Origin of the sequence: Oceanicola sp. S124 (assembly GCF_000220565.1) — a bacterium.
In the GTDB taxonomy this organism is placed as follows: Bacteria; Pseudomonadota; Alphaproteobacteria; order Rhodobacterales; family Rhodobacteraceae; genus Pseudooceanicola.
The window spans coordinates 39,856-58,109 of record NZ_AFPM01000170.1; the positions used below are offsets into that span (position 1 = coordinate 39,856).

Consider the following 18,254-nt stretch of genomic DNA (forward strand, 5'->3'; position numbering starts at 1 on the left):
GCCAGCCGGGGGGCTCACGTCGGGTCCTGACCGGCGCTGTCGCCGGCAAGGCCCCCCTGCCAGGCTTCTCCCATCGCGACGATGCAGGACTTGCCGTTGGCGTAGGTCACAACCATCGTCCAGTCGCCGCGCGGCGTGGTCCAGAGCTCCATCACCTGTTCCGGTCCGCGCAGGCCGAGGCCCTCGCGTTCCGAATTCATCGCCGTCTTCAGGCGCTGTTCCATCATCGGTGTGCGGTCACATATCACCTCGGCAATCGGAGAAGCCGCCCCGACGGCGCCACCGGCAAGGGCAAGCGCAACGGTCAGCAATGGACCGGTGATCCGCCCGGCGCCGGATCCGGCCCTCGCGGCAAGGTCGGGGGTGATCGACATGATCTGCTGCCTCCTCCCCGGAAGCGTAACAGATTCATGACGGACCATCGATCACAATGTCCGGACACCCGCCCGGCGCGGGGCAGAAGGACGTCGCCCCCTGCCTCGATGCCTCTCGCGCTGCGTCAGGCGCCTCAGTTCGGCGACTTCGAACCGTAGTAGCTGGGATCCGCATAGCCGCGATAGCCCGTCCCGTGACGGTTCCAGTCGCCACTGGCGACATTGGGCACCCCGCAGGAGACCTCTCCGCCCAGCACCACCGGCTGCAGGCCAGCGGGGCAGTAGTTGGTATCGCTAGGATAGGGCGTTATCGCCGGGCTGTCGTAGTAGGAGCTGGTGCCGTAGGTGGGCACCGTGTGGCCCTGGTAGATGTCGTTGACCACAAGCCCCTGCGCCGAGGCGACAAGGGGCGCGCCCAGGGGGGCAGCGGCGATCAGCAGGGCGGCGGCGAAGCGGAGCATGGAGAAATCCTCTGATGAAACCTTCCGGCTTTCCCCGAGGTTAGCAGGCCCTGCGCGCCGAGAGAACGGATTTCGGATGGCTCCACACCGGTCTCGCCACTCTCGATGCGCCTCTTGACCCTGCCGTAGCCGGCAGCAGCCTGGAGCCGACCTGTCCCGAACAGCCGCGCGGGTCCTGCCCGGCGCGCCCTACCCCGCCGCAGGGAACAGAGCCCGCGTCGCCGCCACCCCCGCCCAGGCCGAGACCCCGGTCAGCACCGTGCCCCAGGTCAAATCGACGGCAACCATGGTCGGCGACCAGTCGCGCATCACGGCATAGCTGGTGAACTCGTAAGTGCCATAGGCCATCGCGCCCAGCAGGGCACCGCCCAGCAGCGCCTTCAGCGGCCGGTCGTCCTCGAGCGCTGGGACCGAGACGAACCATAGCAGCGCCCCGACGTAGAACAGGTAGAAGACCGCCGCCACGCCAAGGCGCGGATCCTCCAGCAGCTGGTCCCCCAGCCGGGTCTCGAAGAGCGGCCGCATCACGGTCTTCAGCATGACGACATCAAGGCCGAGGAAGATCAGCGCGGTGATCAGGTAAAGGGTGAGCATTTGCATGTGACGACCTCCCGAGTAGTCGACAAGGATACGCGGAGCAGCGGCGGGTGGATCAGTTTTGCGGGGGGGGGTGGGCGAAGTTGCCTAGGCTGCGTGCGGCGGGCCGACAGGGCACCAGACCGGGCGCACGGTGGGGTGCCACCCACCCTACGGCTGGGGCGGGGCACGGTGCGGCAGGGCAGCGGGGCGCTGGCTGGCGGCGCAAGCCTCGCGCTGTGGCGGCCGCAGCGGGCATCCGGGCATGGCAGGCGTAGGGTGGATGGCAATCCACCGTGCCTTGGGACGGCGGGTCGGCTGGCACGCGCAACAGCATTTGCCCGAACGAAGCTGACTAGACGCTCACAAGGGCCTGCGAGACGTAAGCGCCATTCAGGCTCCGCGCGCGGAAGGCGGCATCTGCCTTTCAAACCTTGAAACGACGTCGAATGGAGAAGCCGAAGAGGAAGATGAGGCCGAGGCATAGGTAGCTGTAGAAGAATTGGACGACGGCCACCCAGGCCTCTTTCGGCACCACGAGCTTGCGAGTCGAAAAGACATTCACCGGAGAGAAGATGCTCTCGGTCGCGCCGACCACGGCGCGCGAGAACTGGGCGCGCATGTCATCGCCGAACAGCACGTTGCGCCAACCGTCCGCGACGCTTCCGGCTGGCACATCGCTGGCAACCGCCATCGGCTCAATTCCGGGCACAGAGCCAAAGCAGAGCAGCAGGTTCATGAAGACGGCGAAGGACAGGAGCAGCCAGAGAAGCGGGCGCCACAGGCTGAGGCCGTAGTTTCCGAAGAGCCACCAGAGTGTAAGGAAGGGTCGTTCGGAACGATCAACCAAATAATAATCTACCGAGAGTTGATGGCCCCGCATCTGATGTGCAAGCTTGGTATCTTCCTTCTCCTGCGCCCATTTGTGGAGACCTCGGAACGAAACGGAATCGAAAAAGATCCAGCTGGGCGCCTGCTGGTCATTTGGCTGCTGACCAGGGACCCCATAAACCGACTTCCGCTGCGGGCGCATGGAAATCAACGTACCGGAAACATCGATGCTTCATGCCTCGACGCCATCCGGAAACGTGAAGCATAGAATAGAGCCTCCCTTGAACGAAAAATCAGCACCCGCATCAGCGACGATCTCAAGTCGCGCGATGGTGCAATTCTCGAGACGAACGCTACCTCCCGGCCTGGCCGCTATCCGCATTCGAGCTGCGGTGACATTGCGGAAAACAACGTTCTCTACATTGAGCGCAATCTCGCCGCATCGAATGTCGCGGATAACCAAGTTCCGCAAGATAGGTGGATGACGCTGGCTTGGCTCGACAGGCAGGCTTGTAATGCCGCCGAAGGTCAGCCCGGCCAGACCATCCCAGAAGTTTTGCCCGGCATTTCCCTTGATGCCGCCGTCGCCGGAATACCCGATCCGGAGCCACAGCCGCTCATCTACCTTCCCGGTTTGGACTTTCTTCAGCAGAGCCGAGCTATCCGGCCCTTGTCAGACCACAACTCCAGACCGAGGATTGCCAAGGGAAATCTCCTTGCCGTTCTCCGGCTTCGCGACGACGGCTTGCAGCAAAGTTGCCGGAAAGGCGCTAAACCCTTCCGGCACCAATCTGGTCACCCCACGACCCCCATAAACTCCCGCCACTCCCGCTTGCTCATGCCGCAATTCTCTTCGGTCACCTCTTCGCCGGCGATCATCCGGCGCAGGCAGTCGACCATCTGCGCCGACATCGTCACCGCGCCCAGGCGGTAATCCTCGAAGGCCTTGTAGGCAAAGGGCACCCAGTCGGCGACCAGCTTGCAGATCTCCTCGGCGTAGACGCGGATCTCGTATTGGGCATGGGCGTCGGCGCGCAGGCGGAGGAAGTGCAGAAGGTTGTGCAGGTCCACCTTCCAGTACCATTGCGTGTAGACATTGGCGGGCAGGTTCATCCGCGCCAGCTCGCGGGCGAGGCCCTGCTGGCCGTCCTCCTGGCTGATCATCTCGGCGTAGTGGTCGTAGGCCCGGGACGAATCCGCCTTGAGGTATTCCAGCACACGGGCGGCTTCTTCGCCGGTCAGCGCCTCGCCGCGGCCCTGGTTGTTGACCACGGATTGCGCCGCGAGGTGCTCGGGCGCGGGGATGTAGAACTCGCGGTCGAGGATCGAGTAGCGGGCCGAGTACTCGTTGACGTTGGCGGTGCGGTGGCGGATCCACTGGCGGGCGACGAAGACCGGCAGCTTCACGTGCAGCTTCAGCTCGCACATCTCGAAGGGGGTGCTGTGCCAGTGGCGCATCAGGTAGCGGATCAGCCCCTCGTCGTTCTGCACCGACTTGGTGCCGCGCCCGTAGCTGACCCGCGCCGCCTGGCAGATCGCCGCATCGTCGCCCATGTAGTCGACCACCCGCACGAAGCCGTGGTCGAGCACCGGATAGGCCTTGTAGAGATGCGCCTCCATCCCCGGCACGGTGGCCCGCAGGGTGGGCTGCGTCTGGCCACGCAGCGCGTCGATTTCAGCCTGCTGATCGGGGGAAAGCGGCATGGGGCGAATCCTTTACACTAGATCGGTATCCACCAAGGGTATCTTGTGGGACCGCGAAGCGGAACCTCCAGATGCAGTAGGGCAATTCCGCCGCACCCACGCGAAGATCCCCTTCTAAGCACCATTCCAGATTGACTTTTCACCACCCCGACCCGAGGCTTTTGTCAACGCGGCCCGAGAGAGGCCGGTCGAGCATAGATGAGGCAGTGACATGGCAAGGACCTGGATCCTTCTGCTGCTGGCGGCCCTGGCTGTCAGCGCATGCGGGAATTCTTCGAATCCCTTCGACGAAGACGAGACCACGGACAGCTCGGGCGACGAGGATGACGGTTCGGGGATCGAAAGCGACCGCGAGCTGCCTCCCGGCACCGCCTCTCCGGAGCCCGACAACTCGATCTTCCGGCGCGAGGCCCAGGACGACAACGGCGGCGGCTATGTCTCGGCGGTCAGCTACGACTCGGGCACCGATACCTTCACCGTCGACGGGCTCGCCTTTGACGGCGACAACGACTACACCCGGATCACCGTGCCCTTCGGCTCGCTCGGCGGCTATGCGCTCTACGAGGGCGCGATGAGCTACGAGGACGCCGAGACCGGCAACGAGGTCAGCCAGCTGCTGCACCGGGCGATCTATGGCGTCTCGACCAGCGGCAATACCGAATTCGCCATCGCGCGCTCTGGCGGCTACGTGGGCTACGGCTTCGGCGGTTTCATCTATCAGCGCAACGGCGAGGTGACCCTGCCGACCAGCGGCCAGGCGACCTACAGCGGCCAGTACGGCGGCTTGCGCGTCTTCGACGGTGCCAGCGGGATCGAGTATTCCCAGGGCGACATGACCGTCGACATCGACTTCGAGGACTTCGACAGCGGCGCCGGCGTGAAGGGCGAGATCAGCAACCGCCGCGTCTATGCCGCGGATGGCACCGACGTGACCTCGGATATCGCGACGGCGCTGGAGGCGACCGCCCTGCCAACGCTGACCTTCGTCATCGAACCGGGCGTGGCCGACAGCAATGGCGAGATCACCGGCAGCGTCATCAGCTATTACGACGACGGCGGCGTGGCGTCCGAGTACGAGACCGGCACCTACTACGCGATCCTGTCCGAAGGCGACAAGGATGCGGTGAAGGCGGACGAGATCGTCGGCATCATCGTGATGACCTCGGACGATCCGCGCCTCGACGGGGTGACCGTCCAGGAAACCGGCGGCTTCATCCTCTATCGCTGAGCCGATGTATAGCCGCCCTGCCCCCGGCGCCCCGGTTTCCGGAGACCGAGTTTCCGGCGCTCCCGCCCCACGGGACAGGGGCGCCTTGCAGACCGGTGCCGGCCGCCAGCGGCGGCAAGGTCTGCGTGCCCTGGGTCTGGTGCTGGCACTGGCCCTGCAGGTCGGCCCCGGACAGGGACGCGCGGAACAGGACCAGGCGCTCTACGAGCTGACCCCGGTGCAGATGCGCACCCTTGCCGCGGCCCGTCTGCAAAGGGGGGATGCCGGCGCGGCCCGGGCGCTGGCGCAAGCGCTGCTGAAGCGCGACCCGCGCGACTTCGCCGCCCAGCTCCTGCTGGCCCAGGCAGCCCGCGCGCTCGGCGAAGACGCCGAGGCCGGACGCGCCGCCGCAGCGGCCTGGGACCTGGCCGGAACCGACGAGGAACGCTACGCCGCCGCGCTGATCCGCGCCCAAGTGCTGGCCAGCGCCGGCCACCACACCCGCGCCCAGATCTGGCTGCGCCGCGCCGCCGAGGCCGCCCCCAGCCCCGCCACCCGGGCCCGCGCTATCCGCGACTTCAGGTATGTCCGCCTGCGCAACCCCTGGTCGACCCGGTTCAGCCTGGCGGTGACCCCCACCGACAACATCAACAACGGCTCTTCCAATGACCGTTTCACCATCGACGGGCTGCCCTGGGAATTCGCCCTCTCGGGCGATGCTCAGGCCCTCGGCGGGGTGGAGCTGAGCTTCGGCGCCGACACCCGCTATCGCCTCGGCCAGACCGCGACCGAGGCCACGGACCTGCTGCTGCGCGCCAGCCACCGCAGCTACAGCCTGTCGAGCGAGGCGCAGGCCGCCGCACCGGACGCGAAGGGCAGCGACTACGCCTATACCAGTCTTGCTGCCGGTCTCGGCCGCCGCATGTTGCTGGGCGCGCGCGGCAACGAGCTGGCGATGACCGCCTGGGCCGGGCAGAACTGGTACGGAGGCGATCCCTACGGCGCCTTCCTGCGCGGCGAAGCCCGGTTGCAACACGCCCTGTCGTCGCGCGACCGGCTGACCACCTCGCTTTCGCTCGAGGCACGCCGGGGCGAGGCCGCCCCCGAGGCCGATGTCGGGCTGCTTTCTCTCGGCTGGGATCACGCCTGGACCGGCGGCCAGGTCAGCCTCTACGGCAGCTACACGCGCTCCAGCTCGGACTTCAGCGCTGCCGACTACAGCGACCTGCGCCTTGGCGCGCGGCTGGCCCCGAAGGCGGACTGGCTGGGCGAGGCCCTGGGCGCCGACCCGCTGCTGACGCTCGAAACGCGTAGCCGCGATTTCGACCGCTCTCCCTACAGCTTCGACGGCCGGCAGGACGAAGAGATCCGCGCCGAGTTGCAGGTCACCTTCCGCGACCTCGACTACATGGGGTTCAACCCGGTGGTGACGCTCGAGACCGCGAAGACCACCTCGAACATCGCCATCTACGACACCACCCGCACCGGCCTCGGCCTCTCGGTCCGCTCGGCGTTCTGAGCCTTTCGCATCGACAACGCCCCGGCCTCTGCTACCTTCCAATCGGAACGGCCCCGCGATGCCCCGGGACCGATGGATGAAAGGAACGCGCCATGAAAATTCGCTATCTGCACACGATGGTCCGGGTGAAGGACCTGGAAAAATCCAAGGCTTTCTACGAGCTTCTGGGCCTGAAGGAGACCCGGCGGATCGACAATGAAGGCGGCCGCTTCAGCCTTATCTTCATGGCCCCCGAAGGTCAGGAAGAGTGCTCGGTCGAGTTGACCTACAACTGGGACGGCGATGATGGCCTGCCCTCGGACAGCCGCCACTTCGGCCATCTCGCCTATCGGGTCGAGAACATCTACGCCCTCTGCCAGAAGCTGATGGACGCCGGCGTGACAATCAACCGCCCCCCGCGCGACGGCCACATGGCCTTCGTGCGCAGCCCCGACAACATCTCGATCGAGCTGCTGCAGGAAGGCGGCTCGCTGGAGCCGGCCGAGCCCTGGGCTTCGATGGAGAACACCGGGCACTGGTAAGGTGATCCGCGGCGCCCGGATACTGGTGCTGGCGGCGGGGCTTCTGGCCTGCGCCGTCGCGCCGTGTCCGGGCGCGGCTCAGGCCATCGGTGACGACCCGGGCCGGGCCTGCCGCGAGGCCCTCGCGCTTGGCCTCGACGTCTCGGGGTCGGTCGATGACGGCGAGTACCGGCTGCAACTCGAAGGCCTGGCGCGGGCGCTGGACAACCCGCAGGTGCGCGAGGCGCTCTTCGCCCTGCCCGGCGCCCCGGTCCGCCTGATGGTCTACGAATGGAGCGGCCCCGCCGACCAGCGCGTTCTGGCGCCCTGGAGCGAGATCGGCTCGCCCGCCGCTCTGGCCGCGTTCCAGGCCCGGCTGCGCGCGGCGCGGCGCCAGCCCATGGACCCCTCCACCGCCATCGCCCCGGCGCTGCTTTTCGGTGCCGAGGCCCTGGCGCGGCACCCCGGCTGCTGGCGCCGCGTGCTCGACCTGTCCGGCGACGGTCGGCACAACACAGGCCCCGTGCCGCGCCAGCTGGATCTGCCGGGGATCACCGTCAACGGCCTGGTGATCGCGCGCCCCGACCGCATTGCCGAACTCTCGGCCTACTACCGTGCCCATGTGCTGCGCGGCACCGATGCTTTCGTCGAAAGCGCCTTCGGCTTCAGGGATTTTGAACAGGCCATGGTGCGCAAACTTCTGAAAGAGCTGGCGATTCTGCCCCTTTCCGGAGACGGGCCGGCGCTGCTCCGTGACGACCTGCCGCGGCGCGGCGAGAGGTTGCGTTAACCACGGAACGGTCTATCCATTTGGAATTAACCGGATTTTTGGGAATTTCGCCGAGTTTCTCCCCGAGCAGTCGTGACGGAGAAACGGATGAGCATTCAGAACGCGATCGGGCCGAGGGTGGCACCGAAGGAGTTCATGCAGGGTTACCTGGAGGCGCTGGCGCTTGTCGAACGGCTGCACCGGCTGCTGCTGGATGTGATCAAGGACGAGTTCGAGCGCGTCGGCGTGCTGGAGATCAACGCGGTGCAGGCCCTGCTGCTGTTCAACATCGGCGAAAACGAGGTGACGGCGGGCGAGCTGAAGTCGCGCGGCTACTACCAGGGCAGCAACGTCAGCTACAACCTCAAGAAGCTGGTCGAGATGGGCTACATGCACCATGAGCGCTGCGAGATCGACCGCCGCTCGGTCCGCGTCCGCCTGACCCAGAAGGGCCGCGAGATCCGCGAGGTCGTCGCGACGCTCTTCGAGCGCCATGCCGAGGGGCTGGAAAGCCGCGGCGTACTGGATTTCGCCGGTCTCGACGACATCACCACCTCGCTGCGCCGGGTCGAGCGTTTCTGGAGCGATCAGATCCGCTACATCTACTGACCCCGCCACGGTCCCGCCTGCCGGCAGGGCCCTGCCAGAACCGGCGACCCGGACCGGCATCAACACTGGCCGCACCACAACACCTCGGCCAGGCGCGCGACACCTGCGTCAGGCGTAGGGTGGGTGCAACCCACCATCCGGGCCCTCGCCCCGAGACCCTGCCCGGCCGCTCCCCGGTGCCCCCGACCATCGCCGAGAGGCCCCTCCCGATCCCTCCGCGGCAAAGGCCTCCTTGCGCGCGGGCCCTGGGACCCGTGCGCAAGGAGGCCGCAGCCCATCAACCGCCGCATCGACCTTCCGCCCCCCCTTGCGATGCCCTCATCGCTGCCGGTCCTGCGATCAGGAAGGTGAGTCGCCCGCTGCGCCTGCGGGCCGGTTTCCGCCGTGCCCGATGCAATCCAAGGCTGTGCGCCGCCGGATCCGATCACGAAAACAGGCAGCTTTTGACTTTCCCGTGAGAAGCTGCCTTAGGTCATTTTCAAAATAACGTTACAAACCGGCCCTTTTCGCGGCGGTGCGGCAATACGCCCCGGTGTTGTCCCCCGCAACAAGGCGTAGCCCCACGGGCATTCCCTGACCGGACCCTGTCCGGGCCGATGGCCGATCCTCCCTCCGGGCCATCGGAAGACCAAGAGGCGAAGACGTTGCTGCGAACGATAAAACCCCTGCTGGCCATGGCGGGCGCTGTTGCGCTTTCCGGCTGTCAGTTCCATGTCCTGGCCCCTTCCGGCTGGGTCGCCCACCAGGAGAAGAACCTCCTGATCATCTCCACCCTGCTGATGCTGATCGTCATCCTGCCGGTGCTCTTCATGTCGGTCTACTTCCCGCTGAAGTATCGCGCCGACCGCAAGGATACCTCGGATTACGACCCCACCTTCACCCACTCCTCCAAGCTGGAAGTCGTGGTCTGGGGCGTGCCGATCCTGATCATCGTCGGCCTTGGCTATTTCACCTGGGTCTATACCCACCGGCTGGATCCCTACCGCACGCTGGACCATCTCGAGGCCGGTGAGCCGATCGAGGTGCAGGCCGTCTCGCTCGACTGGAAGTGGCTGTTCATCTACCCCGAGCTGGGCGTCGCCTCGGTGAACGAGCTGGCGATCCCGGCGGGCCGCCCGGTCAACTTCTCGCTGACCTCGTCAACGGTGATGAACACCCTGTCGATCCCGGCGCTTGGCGGCATGGTCTATTCCATGGCCGGCATGGAGACCAAGCTGCACCTGATCGCCGACAGCGAGGGCACCTATCCTGGGCGCTCGGCGCATTACTCGGGGCCCGGTTTCAGCCACATGACCTTCGACACGCTGGCCATGGACGAAGCAGGCTTCGACGCCTGGGTCGAGAAGGTCCGCGCCGAGGGCACGACCCTGGACGCCGAAAGCTACCTTGAGCTGGAGACCCCCAGCATCGATGCGCCCGTGACCTACTACGGCGGCGTCAGCGAGGGCCTCTTCGGCCGTATCGTCGAGCTTTGCGTGGCCGAACAGACGGTCTGCATGGGCGACATGATGATGATGGACATGCACGGCGGCGGCGGGCTGCAGGGCATCCCCAACGTGCCCTTCTACGAATACGACCGGCATCGCGCGATCGACGGCTTCGGCAATCCGATCTCGCTGCCCGCGCCTGAACCGAAACACTACTACGAGGCCTTCCTGGCGGATCCCGACCTGCTCTGCCGGACGCCTCTCGATGCAAAGGCCAAATCCTGATGGCAACCGGACACGTACAACCGCAAGAGACCTGGTCGCCGATCTTCGGCCGGCTGACCCTCGACTGGATCCCCTACCACGAGCCGATCCTGATCGGCACCTTCCTGGGCGTCGGGCTGGCCGGCCTGATCGTGCTGGCGCTGATGACCCGCTTCCGGCTCTGGCTGCCGCTCTGGCGCGACTGGGTGATCTCGGTCGACCACAAGAAGATCGGCATCATGTACATGGTGCTGGGCTTCGTGATGATGGTGCGCGGCTTTGCCGATGCGCTGATGATGCGCCTGCAGCAGGCCCTGGCTGCCGGTGGCGCCGAGGGCTACCTGCCGCCGCACCACTACGACCAGGTCTTCACCGCCCATGGCGTGATCATGATCTTCTTCGTCGCCATGCCCTTCGTCACCGGCATCATGAACTACGTCATGCCGACGCAGATCGGCGCCCGCGACGTGGCCTTCCCCTTCCTGAACAACTTCTCGTTCTGGATGACGGTGGCCGGGGCTCTGCTGGTGAACATTTCGCTCTTCGTCGGGGAATTCGCCCGCGTCGGCTGGCTGGCCTTCCCGCCGCTTTCGGGGGCCTCATACAGTACCGGGCCGGGGATGGATTACTATCTCTGGGCGCTGCAGATCGCGGGCGTGGGCACCACGCTGTCGGGCATCAACCTGATCGCCACGATCCTGAAGATGCGCGCGCCGGGCATGAAGATGATGATGATGCCGGTCTTCACCTGGACCGCGCTGATCACCAACGTGCTGATCGTCGCCGCCTTCCCGGTGCTGACCGCGACCCTCGGCATGCTGACGCTGGACCGCTACCTGGACTTCCGCTTCTTCACCAATGACTTCGGTGGGAACGCGATGATGTACATCAACCTGATCTGGATCTGGGGCCACCCCGAGGTCTACATACTCATCATCCCGATCTTCGGCGTCTTCTCGGAGATCGTCGCCACCTTCTCGCGCAAGCCGCTGTTCGGCTACACCACGATGGTCTGGGCCACAGCCTGCATCATGGTGCTGAGCTTCGTGGTCTGGCTGCACCACTTCTTCACCATGGGGTCGGGGGCGAACGTCAACACCTTCTTCGGCATCACCACGATGATCATCGCGGTGCCGACGGGCGTGAAGATCTTCAACTGGCTGTTCACCATGTACCGAGGCAGCGTGCGCCTGGAAGTGCCGATGTACTGGACCATCGGCTTCCTCGTGACCTTCACCATCGGCGGCATGACCGGCGTCCTGCTGGCCGTTCCCCCGGTCGACTTCCAGCTGCACAACACGCTGTTCCTGATCGCCCACTTCCACAACGTGATCATCGGCGGGGTCGTCTTCGGCGTCTACGCTGCGGTGACCTACTGGTGGCCCAAGGCCTTCGGCTTCAAGCTGGATGACCGCTGGGGCAAGCGCGCCTTCTGGGGCTGGTTCGTCGGCTTCTACCTGGCCTTCATGCCGCTCTACGCGCTCGGCCTGATGGGCGTGACGCGGCGGATGAACTCCTACGAGGACATGGGCTGGCAGCCCTACTTCATCATCGCCGCCGTCGGCGCCGTGGTAATCCTGTTCGGCATCCTGTCCACCTTCATGTGCTTCTACGTCTCTATCCGCGACCGCAAGCGCCTGGCCTGCGGCGGAGACCCCTGGGATGCCCGCACCCTGGAATGGGCCAACCAGTCGCCGCCGCAGAAGTACAACTTCCCGCAGGACATCGTGGTCACTGGTCGCGACATGTTCTGGAAGATGAAGGAAGAGGGCTTCAAGTGGTCGACCGACTACCAGGCGATCCACATGCCCAAGGACACCGCCACCGGCGTTCTCATCTCGGCCTTCGCGCTGGCCTTCGGCTTCGCCATGGTCTGGTACATCTGGTGGCTCGCCATCCTGTCCTTCGTCGCGATGTTGGCCATCGGCATCGCCCACACCTTCAACTACAACCGCGACTACTACATCCAGCCGGATGAGGTCGCGGCCACCGAAGCGAAAGGAGCCTCGGCATGAGCGCGGCCGACGCACACCACGCCCATCACGAGAGCCCGACCAACATCGGGTTCTGGATCTACCTGATGAGCGACTGCATCATCTTCGGGGCCCTCTTCGCCACCTACGCGGTGCTCGGCGGCAGTTTCGCCGGCGGGCCCGGGCCGAAGGACCTGTTCGAGCCGGGCTTCATCGCGGTCGAGACCGCGCTGCTGCTCTTCTCGTCGATCACCTTCGGCATGGCGATGCTGGCCGCCGACAAGCAGAAGCTTGACGCCACCACCGGCTGGCTGATCGTCTCCGGCCTGCTCGGCGCGGGCTTCATCGGGATGGAGGTCTACGAGTTCGCGCACCTGATCCACATCGGCGCGGGTCCGGACCGCTCGGCCTTCCTGTCGGCCTTCTTCGCGCTGGTCGGCACCCACGGGCTGCACGTCACCGGCGGCCTGATCTGGCTGGTCACGCTGATCCTGCAGCTGCGCTTGCATGGCCTGAACGGGGCCAACATGCGCCGCCTCGGCACGCTGTCGATGTTCTGGCACTTCCTCGACCTGATCTGGATCGGGGTCTTCTCCTTCGTCTATCTCGTGAGGTTGATCTGATGAGCGACCATTCGCACGCACATTCCGGCGGCAGCCACGGCACGCTCGGCAGCCTGATGATCGGCTTCGCCATGGCCGCGATCCTGACCATCCTGCCCTTCGGGCTGGTGATGGGAGAGGTCGACCTGCCCCGCAACCTGGCCATCGGCCTGATCATGGGCATGGGCGCGGTGCAGATCATCGTCCACTTGGTCTACTTCCTGCATGTCGGCAAATCCTCCGAGCAGGGTTGGACCCTCGTGGCGACGATCTTCTCGGTGATCATCCTGGTGATCGTGCTGGCCGGCTCTCTCTGGGTCATGCACAACATGAACGAGAACATGATGCCGATGCCCGACATGGAGCAGATGATGAACCTGCAGAGCCAGCAGGGCTGAGAGGCCCCGCGCCGCAGCAAGGGAGGGGCCGGGCGCAAGCGCCGGCCCCTTCGCGTTTCACACGGGACGAAAGGTGCCCCCATGAGCCAAGCAAGGATACGCTGGCCCAGCCTGATGATCGCCACGCTGATCGCCGTGATCGGCATCGCCGGCTTCACCTCGCTCGGGGTCTGGCAGGTGCAGCGCCTGCACTGGAAGCTGGACCTGATCGAGCGGGTCGATGCCCGCATCCACGCCGCGCCCCTGCCCGCCCCCGGCCCTGAGGACTGGCAGGCCATCGCCTCGGCCGATGGGGCCGGGGCCGAGTACACCCGCGTCACCCTGCGCGGCGAGTACCTGCACCGGGAAGAGGCGCTGATCTACACCCCCTCGGACTACGGCCCCGCCTTCTGGGTCCTGACCCCGCTGCGGCGCGATGACGGTACGGTGGTGCTGGTCAATCGTGGCGTGGTGCCCGAGGCCGAGGGCCGCGCCGGCGACCTGCTGCGCCCCGAGGGCGAGGTCACGGTCACCGGGCTGCTGCGCCTCTCCGAGGATCACCGCTGGCTCTTTGCCCGCAAGAACGATCCCGAGGCCGGTACATGGTATCGCCGCGACGTGGGCTCGATCACCACGGCGAAGGGCTTCGACCGGGCGGCGCCCTATTTCGTCGATGCCGAGCGGCAGGGCGACGACTGGCCGCGCGGCGGGCGAACGGTGGTCAGCTTCCGCAATGCCCACCTCAGCTACGCGCTGACCTGGTTCGCCCTCGCGGCGGTGGTGGCCGTGGGCTACGGGCTGGTGCTGCGGATGGAACTGCGGCGGCGCTGAGGGCCAGTCGGGCCACGGTGGGTTGCACCCACCCTACGCCAAGCGAGGGCCCCCGCCCGGCGGCACCGGCGTGTCAGGCCGCGTAGGGTGGGAGATATCCCACCTTCTGGCCTGCCCCCTCGCCCGTCACGGGCCGAGGGCAGTGGTAAAGTCGGGCCCAGCCCCGGCAGCGCAGGGCCGGCTCAGCGTCCTGCGATACGATCGATCATCGACGCCAGCGCGGCGGGCGGCGTCGCCTGCCCCGAGACCCACTGGTAGAGATCCTGGTCGTTCTGCCCCAGCACCGCATCGTAGAGATCCAGCTCGGCATCGCTCAGCCGGTCAAGATCGCTCTCGACGAAGCGCATCAGGATGATGTCCATCTCCTTGATCCCGCGTCGCATCGAGCGCATCTTCATCCGCTTCAGCCGGACCTCGCGCGGTTCTCCTTGCGGATAGGATTCAGAGAGGCGGGCGTCGCTCATGTGCTTTCCTTCAGGGCGGTTCTCAGGCGCTTCTCCAATAGCGCCAGCCGGTCCGCCATGCCAGTCATCTGGCTGCGGATCTCGCGCATTTCCTGCAGCGCCGACAGCACGCCCGGATCGACCTCGGGCACCTCGTCGGGCGGCGCGACGCCATCGCCCTCGCCCGAAAGCAGCCAGGTCAGGGAAACCCCCAGCACCCCGGCCAGCATCTGCAGCTTGTTGGCGCGGGGCTCCGAGACATCCTCTTCCCAACCGCGCAGGGTGCCCAGCTTGACGCCAAGCCGCTTGGCCAGCTGGCCCTGGGTCATGCCGGCGGCGGAACGGGCTGCCTCGACACGGTCGCCGAAGGTGGCGCTTTCGGCGGAATACCAGTCATCGGAAGGCGCGGTCATGAGATCTCCTTGTCCCGGCCCCTGCCGCCCCGGCCCCGGGGCCGTTCAATCTTGCGGGGGACGCGGGCCAAGCCTAAGACGGAGAGCAGCGAAATACAAACCGGAGCCCGACCCCATGGCCTTCCTTTCCGACACGCTGGCCCGTGTGAAGCCCTCTCCCACGATCATGATGACCAACAAGACGCTGGAGATGAAGGCGGCGGGTAAGGACGTCATAGGCCTCTCGGCGGGCGAACCGGACTTCGACACGCCCGAGAACATCAAGCGCGCCGCCATCGCCGCCATCGAGGCCGGCAAGACGAAATACACCGCCGTCGACGGCATCCCCGAGCTGAAGGCGGCGATCTGCGCCAAGCTGAAGCGCGACAACAACCTCAGCTACGAGCCGGCGCAGGTGACGGTGGGCACCGGCGGCAAGCAGGTGCTCTACAATGCGCTGGTCGCCACCCTGAACCCCGGCGACGAGGTGATCATCCCGGCGCCCTACTGGGTCTCCTACCCCGACATGGTGCTGCTGGCGGGCGGCACGCCGGTCGTCGTCGAGGGGCCGCTAGAAAACGGCTTCAAGATCACCCCGCAGGCGCTTGAGGCGGCGATCACCGACAAGACCAAGTGGCTGATCTTCAACTCGCCCTCCAACCCCACCGGTGCGGGCTACACACGGGCCGAGCTGAAGGCGATCACCGATGTGCTGATGCGCCATCCCCAGGTGCATATCCTGTCGGACGACATGTACGAACACCTGATCTACGACGGCTTCGAGTTCTGCACCCCCGCCGAGGTCGAGCCCGGCCTCTACGACCGCACCCTGACCGTCAACGGCGTGTCCAAGGCCTATGCCATGACCGGCTGGCGGATCGGCTATGCGGCTGGCCCGAAAGAGCTGATCGGCGCCATGCGCAAGGTGCAGAGCCAGTCGACCTCGAACCCCTGCTCGGTCAGCCAGTGGGCGGCGGTCGAGGCGCTGGACGGCACGCAGGATTTCATCGCCCCCAACAACGAATTGTTCAGGAAACGGCGCGATATCGTGGTCGAGATGCTGAACGCGGTCGGGGGCATCACATGCCCGGTGCCCGATGGCGCCTTCTACGTCTACCCCTCGATCGCCGGGCTGATCGGCAAGACCTCGGCCGGCGGCACGCTGATCGACACGGACGAGGCCTTCGCCACGGCCCTGCTCGAGGAAACCGGCACGGCGGCGGTCTTCGGCGCGGCCTTCGGGCTCAGCCCGAACTTCCGCATCTCCTACGCCACCTCCGAGGCCAACCTGATCGAGGCCTGCACCCGGATCCAGACCTTCTGCAAGGGCCTGACCTGAGCCCAGGCGACGAAAGGAAGAAACAGACATGAGCACCGACCTGCCCCCCTATTTCTTCCGCATTCGCGACAATGGCGCGGCGGTCTTCCGGGTCTCCTCGGAGGATCGCCAGCGGCGCCTCGCCATGGACCAGATCGCGGTGGTCAACATCCGCAACGGCGAGGTGAAACCCCATGGCGAGCGTGAGCTGGCCGCCGAAGACCTGGCCGCGATCCACACCTGGATGGAAGAGCGCCGCGAGGTTCTGGCCGCGCGCGAGATGGACGACATCTTCCGCGCCGTGGATCACCTGAACCTGACCGCCCACTGGGCCCAGACCAAGGCCAGCGACGACGCGCTGGAGGCGGTCACCGATACCTTGCTGATGGCCATGCACGACCTGCGACAGGTGCTGGTGCGCAAGCGGGCCGACCGCCTGATGAAAGAGCGCGGCGAGGGCTGAGGCCCCCGCGGGTGCAGCTTCCGGCAGGGGCGGACAAGCCCCCGCCAAAGATCCGAAGCGGCCTGTCGGGGCAGTGCTATTTTTCCAGCGCGGCGCGGGCCTGCGGGATGACGGTGCGCCAGAGCCGGGTCATCATGGTCAGCGCCGCCAGCGTCAACCCGGCGGCCAGGCCCAGCCAGACGCCAACCCCGCCCAGCCCCAGCTTCAAACCCAGCAGCCAAGCGGCGGGCACCCCCACGATCCAGTAGCTGACCCCGGCGAAGATCATCGGCCAGCGGGTGTCCTGCAAGCCGCGCAGCAGGCCAAGCGCCATGACCTGCATGGCATCGACCAGCTGGAATACCGCCGCCGCAATCAGCAATCCGCGCACCACGGCGACGATCTCGTCGCGCGTTTTGGCGTCCGGATCCAGGAAGGGTCCGACCAGCAGCTCGGGCACCGCCACGAAGAGGATGCTCGAGACGATCACCGTCAGCAGTGACAGCGCGATGGCCACATGGGCGCCGCGCACCATGTCGTCCATCTCTGCGCGCCCATGGGCGCTGCCGGCACGGATCGTCGCGGCCTGGCTGAAGCCGAGGTGGATCATGAAGATCAGCGAGGTGATCTGCAGCGCGATCCCGTGGGCGGTCAGCGCGGTTTCCCCCAGCCTGCCCATCAGGATCGAGGAGGCGGCGAACAGGCCGACCTCGGCCACCAGGGTCAGCCCGATCGGCCAGCCGAGGTGGAAGACCCGGGCGATGCTCTCGGGGTCGGGCCGCCAGAGCCTCTGGAACAGCGCCTGCTCGGGCAGGACCCGCTGCACGTAGCCGACGAGGAACAGCAGCGTCGCCACATGCATCAGCACGGAAGAGATCGCCGCGCCGCGAATGCCCAGCTCGGGAAAGCCCCAGGCGCCGAAGATCAACGCGTAATTGGCAATGCCGTTGACCACCAGCGCCACCAGCATGACCACCAGCACCACCCGCGTGCGTTCCAGCGCGGCGAGGTAGCTTTTCAGCACCATGGCGCCGAGCGCCGGGAAGATGCCCCAGGCGAGGATATCGAGATACTGCCCCGCCAGCGCCGCGATCTCGGGGGTCTGGCCGGTGGCCAGGAAGATCGCCTCGGCCGAGAGCAGCACCGGCATCGCCAGCACGCCGCCGCCAAGCGCCAGCCACAGCGCCATGCGGGTCAGCCGCCGCGCCTGGGTGGTGTCGCCCCGCGCCTCGGCCCCGGCGACCAGGGGGGACAGGCCGATGGCGAATCCGCTGGCCGCCAGGAACAGCACGACGAAAAGGCCCGCGGCCAGGGTCTCGGCCGCCAGGGTGATGGGATCGTACCAGCCCAGCATGGCCGCATCGACCAGCGTCAGGGCGTTCTGTGCCAGCTGGCTGCCCGCCAGAGGCAGGCCCAGTACCAGCACCTGGCGCAGGTGGCGCCCGTATGGAAGCGGAGATGTCATCCCTCTCCCTTAGGGGGCGGACCGATTTTCGGCAAGGCTGGGCGTTGCCAGGGCCCGCGCCCCTTTTCCCCGCCCGCGCGCACTGACATAATGGCGCGATCAAGAACAACACGAGCAGCCGGGAACACCAGATGGCCGACGATCTTCTGAAGGGCGCCGAGGCGCAGACC

At 66.4% G+C, this 18,254-nt stretch carries 20 protein-coding genes; 12 read left to right on the forward strand and 8 right to left on the reverse strand.

Annotated elements, in window-relative coordinates; translation table 11 throughout:
- Nucleotides 1-14: 14 nt before the first annotated feature.
- From OS124_RS24505 to thyX, 5 genes are all read right to left on the reverse strand, one after another.
- The gene (locus OS124_RS24505; protein ID WP_010139917.1) at nt 15-374 is read right to left on the reverse strand and encodes a hypothetical protein; all 360 of its coding nucleotides are present in this window, start codon (nt 372-374) and stop codon (nt 15-17) included.
- 134 nt (nt 375-508) lie between these two features.
- Entirely contained in the window at nt 509-835 is a 327-nt protein-coding gene (locus OS124_RS24510; RefSeq protein WP_010139918.1) for a hypothetical protein, read from the reverse strand.
- A 189-nt stretch (nt 836-1,024) separates the two neighbouring features.
- Nucleotides 1,025-1,435 (reverse strand): DUF2177 family protein, encoded by a 411-nt coding sequence (locus OS124_RS0112125; protein WP_010139919.1) that lies wholly within the window; start codon nt 1,433-1,435, stop codon nt 1,025-1,027.
- Between the two features lie 403 nt (nt 1,436-1,838).
- Nucleotides 1,839-2,444 carry a hypothetical protein gene (locus OS124_RS0112130; RefSeq protein WP_029375386.1) on the reverse strand — a complete coding sequence of 202 codons (606 nt, stop codon included), beginning with the start codon at nt 2,442-2,444 and terminating at the stop codon, nt 1,839-1,841.
- Between the two features lie 593 nt (nt 2,445-3,037).
- Nucleotides 3,038-3,946 carry an FAD-dependent thymidylate synthase gene (thyX, locus tag OS124_RS0112135; RefSeq protein ID WP_010139921.1) on the reverse strand — a complete coding sequence of 303 codons (909 nt, stop codon included), beginning with the start codon at nt 3,944-3,946 and terminating at the stop codon, nt 3,038-3,040.
- Between the two features lie 211 nt (nt 3,947-4,157).
- Between thyX and OS124_RS0112140 the strand changes: the two genes are divergently transcribed.
- The 10 genes from OS124_RS0112140 (at nt 4,158) to OS124_RS0112185 (ending at nt 14,024) form a co-directional block, all read left to right on the forward strand.
- Nucleotides 4,158-5,174, forward strand: a complete 1,017-nt coding sequence (locus tag OS124_RS0112140; RefSeq protein ID WP_010139922.1) for a hypothetical protein — start codon at nt 4,158-4,160, stop codon at nt 5,172-5,174.
- Nucleotides 5,175-5,259: 85 nt separating this feature from the next.
- The gene (locus OS124_RS0112145; protein ID WP_010139924.1) at nt 5,260-6,672 is read left to right on the forward strand and encodes a surface lipoprotein assembly modifier; all 1,413 of its coding nucleotides are present in this window, start codon (nt 5,260-5,262) and stop codon (nt 6,670-6,672) included.
- Between the two features lie 92 nt (nt 6,673-6,764).
- Nucleotides 6,765-7,193, forward strand: a complete 429-nt coding sequence (locus OS124_RS0112150) for a VOC family protein (RefSeq protein ID WP_010139925.1) — start codon at nt 6,765-6,767, stop codon at nt 7,191-7,193.
- Between the two features lies 1 nt (nt 7,194).
- A complete protein-coding gene (locus OS124_RS0112155; protein WP_010139926.1) occupies nt 7,195-7,962 on the forward strand; it encodes a DUF1194 domain-containing protein in 768 nt (255 codons plus the stop codon).
- A gap of 87 nt (nt 7,963-8,049) precedes the next feature.
- The gene (locus OS124_RS0112160) at nt 8,050-8,550 is read left to right on the forward strand and encodes a MarR family winged helix-turn-helix transcriptional regulator (protein WP_010139927.1); all 501 of its coding nucleotides are present in this window, start codon (nt 8,050-8,052) and stop codon (nt 8,548-8,550) included.
- 644 nt (nt 8,551-9,194) lie between these two features.
- Nucleotides 9,195-10,262, forward strand: a complete 1,068-nt coding sequence (gene cyoA / locus OS124_RS24515; RefSeq protein WP_237708109.1) for a ubiquinol oxidase subunit II — start codon at nt 9,195-9,197, stop codon at nt 10,260-10,262.
- Entirely contained in the window at nt 10,262-12,256 is a 1,995-nt protein-coding gene (cyoB, locus tag OS124_RS0112170) for a cytochrome o ubiquinol oxidase subunit I (protein ID WP_010139929.1), read from the forward strand. The genes cyoA and cyoB overlap by 1 nt, the downstream gene beginning before the upstream one ends.
- The gene (gene cyoC, locus OS124_RS0112175; protein ID WP_010139930.1) at nt 12,253-12,837 is read left to right on the forward strand and encodes a cytochrome o ubiquinol oxidase subunit III; all 585 of its coding nucleotides are present in this window, start codon (nt 12,253-12,255) and stop codon (nt 12,835-12,837) included. The genes cyoB and cyoC overlap by 4 nt, the downstream gene beginning before the upstream one ends.
- The gene (gene cyoD, locus OS124_RS0112180; protein WP_010139931.1) at nt 12,837-13,214 is read left to right on the forward strand and encodes a cytochrome o ubiquinol oxidase subunit IV; all 378 of its coding nucleotides are present in this window, start codon (nt 12,837-12,839) and stop codon (nt 13,212-13,214) included. Before cyoC ends, cyoD begins: the two co-directional genes overlap by 1 nt.
- A gap of 81 nt (nt 13,215-13,295) precedes the next feature.
- Complete coding sequence (locus tag OS124_RS0112185) at nt 13,296-14,024, forward strand: SURF1 family protein (protein ID WP_029375388.1); 729 nt, start codon at nt 13,296-13,298, stop codon at nt 14,022-14,024.
- A 182-nt stretch (nt 14,025-14,206) separates the two neighbouring features.
- Here OS124_RS0112185 and OS124_RS0112190 read toward each other — a convergent pair whose 3' ends face one another.
- Together OS124_RS0112190 and OS124_RS0112195 are read right to left on the reverse strand one after the other, a co-directional pair.
- The gene (locus OS124_RS0112190; protein ID WP_010139933.1) at nt 14,207-14,488 is read right to left on the reverse strand and encodes an FAD assembly factor SdhE; all 282 of its coding nucleotides are present in this window, start codon (nt 14,486-14,488) and stop codon (nt 14,207-14,209) included.
- A complete protein-coding gene (locus tag OS124_RS0112195) occupies nt 14,485-14,880 on the reverse strand; it encodes a helix-turn-helix domain-containing protein (protein WP_010139934.1) in 396 nt (131 codons plus the stop codon). The genes OS124_RS0112190 and OS124_RS0112195 overlap by 4 nt, the downstream gene beginning before the upstream one ends.
- A 115-nt stretch (nt 14,881-14,995) precedes the next feature.
- On the opposite strand from OS124_RS0112195, the gene OS124_RS0112200 reads away from it, so the two are divergent.
- A complete protein-coding gene (locus tag OS124_RS0112200; RefSeq protein ID WP_010139935.1) occupies nt 14,996-16,198 on the forward strand; it encodes a pyridoxal phosphate-dependent aminotransferase in 1,203 nt (400 codons plus the stop codon).
- A 28-nt stretch (nt 16,199-16,226) separates the two neighbouring features.
- Entirely contained in the window at nt 16,227-16,640 is a 414-nt protein-coding gene (locus OS124_RS0112205; RefSeq protein ID WP_010139937.1) for a hypothetical protein, read from the forward strand.
- A gap of 76 nt (nt 16,641-16,716) precedes the next feature.
- Here the strand turns inward: OS124_RS0112205 and OS124_RS0112210 are convergent, their stop codons facing one another.
- On the reverse strand, nt 16,717-18,084 hold the full coding sequence (locus tag OS124_RS0112210) for an MATE family efflux transporter (protein WP_010139938.1): 1,368 nt from the start codon (nt 18,082-18,084) through the stop codon (nt 16,717-16,719).
- Nucleotides 18,085-18,254: the final 170 nt, after the last annotated feature.